A 6,505-nucleotide genomic window follows, 5' to 3' on the forward strand; every position below is an offset into this window, starting at 1 on the left:
AAAATCTAGCACATAAACGCTTTCATAGTTACTATTAAATGCTACTCATGTGTGACAAACCTCTTATTTATTCATTTTTTTAACATTATTAGTTACAAAAATAGAGCTATATCCTGTTTTTATCTTTTTTTGGTACTAGTGTGCCTAGCTCACTCTTTACTAACTGGAGAATTTACATGCAACAAACAGCGATTGCAGTTAAAACAAAAAAGACCAAATGGGCCTATAGAGATTTTACATGGGCACTGTCACTATTTGGTACCGCCGTGGGTGCTGGTATTCTTTTTCTACCTATAACAGCAGGCGCTGGGGGCTTTTGGCCATTGGTTATTTTGGCATTAATTGCCTTTCCAATGACATGGTTTGCCCATAAGAGTTTGGCTCGCTTTGTCCTCTCTTCATCAAAAAAAGATGCTGATATTACAGATGCAGTTGCAGAGCACTTTGGAAAAAAAGGAACGAACATAATCACTGTTGCTTATTTCTTTGCTATTTTCCCGATTGTTCTAATTTACGGTGTCGGTATTACCAATACGGTTGATTCTTTTATGATCCATCAATTGGGTATGGAATCCATTCCGCGTTGGTTACTGTCAGGCGTACTGATTGGACTAATGACCGCGAGTGTTATCTTTGGTAAAGAACTGATGTTAAAAGTGACATCTATTCTGGTTTATCCATTGGTCGTTATTCTATTAATCCTTTCTATATACCTCATTCCAGATTGGAATATGTCAATGGTTCACACCAAGACTGATTGGTCATCGATGCCACTCATCATTTGGTTAGCCATTCCGATCATTGTATTTTCGTTTAACCATAGTCCCATTATCAGTCAGTTTTCCAAAGAACAACGTCGTGTATATGGTGACAATGCTGTAAAGAAAACCGATATGATCACCGGCGGTGCAGCAATGATGTTGATGGTGTTTGTAATGTTCTTTGTGTTCTCAGTTGTATTATCAATGACACCTGAACAATTAAGCATGGCTAAATCAGAAAATATCTCAGTTCTGTCTTACTTAGCTAACATCAAATCTTCTCCTCTCATTTCATACTTAGGTCCACTAATTGCATTTGCTGCAATCATGTCTAGCTACTTTGGTCACTTTCTTGGTGCCCATGAAGGTCTTACTGGCTTAATAAAATCTCGTTCTACAATGCCAATTAAAAAAATTGAAAAAATATCACTTGTTTTCATCGTTATTGTTACTTGGATTGTCGCCATTATTAACCCAAGTATTCTCGATATGATTGAAAGTATCGGCTCGCCAATGATCGCCACAATTTTGTTCTTATTGCCTGTATTCGCAATGCAATTTGTTCCAGCGATGGAGCAATACAAGACATCACGATTAGCACGTGTTTTCACGGCGATATGTGGTATTGCAGCGATCACTTCCGTTATTTATGGCACGTTTTTTTCTTAGAGGGTTTAGGGGTGAGGAAGAGCTAGGTTTTTAGGGACGAGGAAAAACAGTGGCGAGCTTCGAGATTATTAGTATCGAGACTGCCCAATATTCGTCATCTCGAAAGTTGAGGAATGACAGGCTGGACTTGGTACTCGCTTTTATCTCGAAACTCTCAGACACGAAATCTCGTTACTCAAAACCTCGTCCCTGCTCTTCCTTACCCCAACAAAAAAAGCGGTAGGCTTTCACCTATCGCTTTTTATTACGCTGTGGACTCTCAGACACGAAATCTCGCTACTTGAAACCTCGCACCTGCTCTTCCTTACCCCAACAAAAAAAACGATAGGCTTTCACCTATCGCTTTTTATTACGCTGTGGACTCTCAGACACGAAATCTCGTTACTCGAAACCTCGCCCCTGCTGTTCCTTACCCCAACAAAAAAAGCGGTAGGCTTTCACCTATCGCTTTTTATTACGCTGTGGACTCTCAGACACGAAATCTCGCTACTCGAAACCTCGTCCCTGCAGTTCCTCTTTTACGCTTCGTATTTCTGAATCACTAGCGTTGCGTTTGTGCCACCGAAACCAAAGCTGTTAGACATAACAGTCTTCAATTCAACATCGCGCTTCTCAGTCACGATATCAAGGCCTTTAGCCGCTTCATCTAGGTTTTCAATGTTGATACTTGGCGCAACAAAACCATGCTCAAGCATTAGCGTTGAGTAAATAGCTTCGTGAACACCAGCAGCACCTAGTGCGTGGCCTGTCATTGCTTTTGTTGCAGAGATCGCAGGGCTATGATCACTAAATAGCTCTTGGATAGCACCAAGCTCTTTTAGATCGCCAACAGGTGTTGATGTACCGTGAGTGTTGATGTAGTCAACTGGCGCATCAAGATCTTTCATTGCCATCTTCATACAACGCACAGCGCCTTCACCTGATGGTGCTACCATGTCGTAGCCGTCAGATGTTGCACCATAACCTACGATTTCACCGTAAATTTTTGCGCCACGAGCCAATGCATGCTCAAGTTCTTCAACAACAACCATGCCGCCGCCACCAGAGATAACGAAACCGTCACGGTCTGCATCGTAAGTACGTGATGCTTTTGATGGATCATCGTTATACTTAGTCGACAACGCGCCCATTGCATCAAACATCATGGTTAATGACCAATCAAGCTCTTCACCGCCACCAGCAAACACAACATCTTGCTTGCCTAGTTGAATAAGTTCAACCGCGTGACCAATACAGTGTGCAGATGTCGCACATGCAGAACTCATGGTGTAGTTAACACCGCGAATTTTAAACGGTGTTGCTAAACATGCAGAAACCGTTGAAGACATTGTACGTGGCACCATGTAAGGACCAACACGCTTAACGCCTTTCTCACGTAGTGTGTCTACTGCATGGTATTGGTTATATGATGACGCACCACCAGAACCAGCGACTAAACCTGTACGCTCGTTAGATACTTGATCTTCTGCTAGGCCTGAGTCAGCAACCGCTTGCTCCATTGATAGGTAAGCGAACGCAGCAGCATCACCCATGAAACGCATTTTCTTACGATCAATGTGCTCAGACGGTGTGATTTTTAGATCACCCCAAACATTTGAACGCAATTTCATTTCTGCGAATTGCTCAGAGTAATTGATACCTGATTTGCCTGTTTTTAGGGATTCTAATACTTCAGCAACGTTGTTACCGATACTAGATACAATACCCATGCCTGTAATTACGGCTCGTTTCATGATGAATTCCTAGTGATATTAATGGAAATACCTAATCATTTTATAGAACAACTAATGCTCTATCTTAATGACTAAAATACGTCCCAAACGGCTTTAAAATCTGCGCTCACATTCATGCTTAATTTGCCGCTGCGAACGAAAACACACGATATTAAAGATGTTTGGGCCGACATTACTACTTAATTTAACTTTGTTATTAAGAAAAAAACAAAAAAGTTAACGATTATTTAGTACGAGAACTATAACGGCTTTGCTCCTGAAAAGTGGTCAGCTTTCCTGTATTTCAGGTACAATCGAGTCAAAATTGCCATTCAATCGCATTTAAAGCCCATAATTGATGCATTTCCATGCATAAAACGGTGGCAAAATGCTCAGCAGCTAAGCAAGAGGTTCGTTTTGTCTCGTTCTACTCCGCCAAAGTCTACACTCCGAATTGAAAATGCCATCCTTGATTGGAACGAAACCGGTAGCCCATTATCTACTGAGTTTGATGATATCTATTTCTCAAATCACGATGGGCTAGAAGAAGCTCGTTACGTGTTCATCAAACAAAATGGTTTACCTAAGCGCTGGCATGATTTTGATCGACGTCGATTTGTGGTTGCAGAAACTGGTTTTGGTACTGGGCTTAATTTTCTGGCGCTATGGCAAACATTTAAAGCCTTTCGCGAACAACACCCAGACGCTACAGTCAAAGAATTACACTTTATTAGCTTTGAAAAAGCGCCGCTCACTCAACAAGATCTACTTAAAGCACATCAAGTATGGCCAGAACTGGCTGAATTTGCTCAAAAGCTGATTCAACATTATCCGCCTGCGGTTGCTGATTGTCACCGTATTGTACTTGAAGATGGCATGATCACCCTTGATTTATGGTTTGGTGACATTAACGATTGTCTACCCCAAGTTTGGGTCGGCAATGAAGGAATTGTTGATGCATGGTTTTTAGATGGCTTTGCACCTAAGAAAAATCCTGCCATGTGGAGCCAAAATCTGTTTAACGGCATGGCTAACATGGCACGATCAGGGTGCACTGTTTCCACATTTACTGCTGATAGTTCTGTGCATCAAGGCTTGAATGACGCTGGCTTTGATATTAAAAAAGCCAAAGGGTTTGGTATTAATCCTCCTATGACGGTGGGTACTGTTACCAAAAACCACCAGCAAGCGAATTTTAAGCCATGGTTTGCCCGTAGCCCACAACAAGCAGCTCAGTCAGAACCAAGTGACATTGCTATCATTGGTGGCGGTGTCGCTTCTGCAACCACTGCTATTTCGCTGATCCGTCGTGGTCAATCAGTCACTATATATTGTGCAGATAATGAATTAGCTCAAGGTGCATCGGGCAATCGACAAGGGGCGGTATACCCTCTTTTAAATGGTAAACATGATCCCTTGTCTCGTTTTTTTGCACCGGGCTTTATTTATGCGCGTCAATTTGTTGAACAAGCGGCGAAACATTGTCAGTTTGATCATGATTGGTGTGGCGTTACTCAGTTAGCATGGGATGAGAATGGCAAAAACCTTACTGATGCCGAAAAACAACTCGCACTTACGACCAATGATAAAAAACTAGGCCGCCAAACCAAAAAGCTCGATTGTATGTTGGACGGTGGTTTTCCTGAATCATTACTACGCAGTTTAGATGTTGAGCAAACACTTGCAATCACTGGCGTTGAAACCGATTGTCGCAGTGTTAACTATCCACTTGGCGGCTGGTTATGCCCACAACAATTAACCCAAGCATTAATTGAATCTGCAGTTAAAACAGGCAAACTTCGCTTACACCTCAATAGAGACGTCACAGCACTTAAGCAAATTGAAAACGAGAATAGTCATCAATGGCAGTTAAGCTTCGCTGACGGCGCTACCGTTAATCACACCACCGTTGTTGTGGCGAGTGGTCACCGCTTTAATCAGTATCCACAAACCGCCCCGATCCCAACTTCATCAGTGCGTGGTCAGGTTAGCCATGTCCCGACGAATAATGCTTTAGCAAAACTTGAAACCGTACTCTGTTATGACGGCTATTTAACCCCAGCGAACACCCACACTCACAGCCATTGTGTCGGTGCCAGTTATGCCCGCCGTAATTGCGACCTTGATTACAATGAAGTCGATCAACAACAAAACAAACAACGTTTATTGGATAGTGTACCCGCTACAGCCTCATGGGTAGATGCAATTGATGTAGATGGGTTTGAACTACAGCAACGCGCCCGTGTCGGTGTCCGTTGTGCCAGTCGTGATCATTTACCGTTTGTTGGTAATGTGTGCCGTTATGATGATCTGATCACACAATATCAAGATCTAAAAGATAACCAGCTTTATGCGCAAAATGTGCCTGTTTATCAAAACTTATTTGCGATTGTTGGCTTAGGCTCGCGTGGGTTAAGTTCAGCGCCACTATTAGGTGAATTACTGGCTTCACAAATCTGTGGTGATCCACTACCACTGCCACATACGGTGCTTGATGCCCTTCACCCTGGACGGATGTGGGTACGGAAATTAGTGCGCGGCAAAGAGGTGAAGTAATAAGGTTTGGAGGCGCGAGGGAAAAGCAGAGACAAGGAAGAGCAGAGTTGTAGTAAGGTTTGGAGGCGCGGGGGAAAGCAGGGACGAGGAAGAGCAGAGTTAAAGATGGTGAGTTTCGAGATATTTAGTGTCGAGACTCGTCATCTCACTATAGGAAATGACGGAGGGTGGGGCTTGAACCTTAAAGAAACCAGTGAAAGTAGTAACCCCACAACGGACCCTGTCCCAAAATCTGTGTAATTGCCTATCATTAACTTAATCATATTAAGGATAGGTAATTATGACCAAGCAAGAACTTGAAGCCTTTGCAAAGGAAGCAGCAAAAGGTTTGAAATCTCATCAAGATCTCCTCGATTTCAGCCAAATGCTCACTAAAATCACAGTTGAAGCTGCTCTTAATGCAGAACTTGATGAACATTTGGGTTATGAAAAAAATCAGAAAGACACCTCAATAAACTATCGAAATGGTTCATCAACGAAGACTTTAAAAACAGAAGATGGGCAATTTGCACTCGATACACCAAGAGATCGTGAAGGTAGTTTTGAACCACAATTGGTTAAGAAAAATCAAACACGTTTTACATCGATGGATGACAAGATTCTAAGTCTCTACGCTAGAGGCATGACAACACGTGATATCGTTGATTCGTTTAAAGAAATGTATAATGCAGACATTTCACCAACATTAATATCCAAAGTTACTAACGCCGTCATTGACGAAGTCAATGAATGGCAAAATAGGCCATTAGACAGTCTTTATCCCATTGTTTATTTAGACTGTATTGTGGTTAAAATCCGTCAAGATAA

The 6,505-nt window shown here is 42.2% G+C and carries 4 protein-coding genes; 3 read left to right on the forward strand and 1 reads right to left on the reverse strand.

The window, feature by feature from the left end:
* Positions 1 to 176: 176 nt before the first annotated feature.
* Entirely contained in the window at positions 177 to 1,430 is a 1,254-nt protein-coding gene (locus BTO21_RS08240) for an aromatic amino acid transport family protein (protein ID WP_105026760.1), read from the forward strand.
* 518 nt (positions 1,431 to 1,948) lie between these two features.
* On the opposite strand, the gene fabB is transcribed toward BTO21_RS08240, so the two are convergent.
* The gene (fabB, locus tag BTO21_RS08245) at positions 1,949 to 3,163 is read right to left on the reverse strand and encodes a beta-ketoacyl-ACP synthase I (protein WP_045032798.1); all 1,215 of its coding nucleotides are present in this window, start codon (positions 3,161 to 3,163) and stop codon (positions 1,949 to 1,951) included.
* 396 nt (positions 3,164 to 3,559) lie between these two features.
* Here fabB and mnmC1 point away from each other — a divergent pair, with 396 nt between their 5' ends.
* Positions 3,560 to 5,698, forward strand: coding sequence for an FAD-dependent 5-carboxymethylaminomethyl-2-thiouridine(34) oxidoreductase MnmC1 (gene mnmC1, locus BTO21_RS08250; RefSeq protein ID WP_105026761.1), 2,139 nt, complete (start codon positions 3,560 to 3,562; stop codon positions 5,696 to 5,698).
* A 280-nt stretch (positions 5,699 to 5,978) separates the two neighbouring features.
* Positions 5,979 to 6,505: IS256 family transposase (locus tag BTO21_RS08260; protein ID WP_211298254.1), on the forward strand; the 527-nt coding region annotated here is incomplete at its 3' end.

Origin of the sequence: Photobacterium phosphoreum, from assembly GCF_002954725.1 — a bacterium.
GTDB classification, from domain to species: Bacteria; Pseudomonadota; Gammaproteobacteria; order Enterobacterales; family Vibrionaceae; genus Photobacterium; species Photobacterium phosphoreum.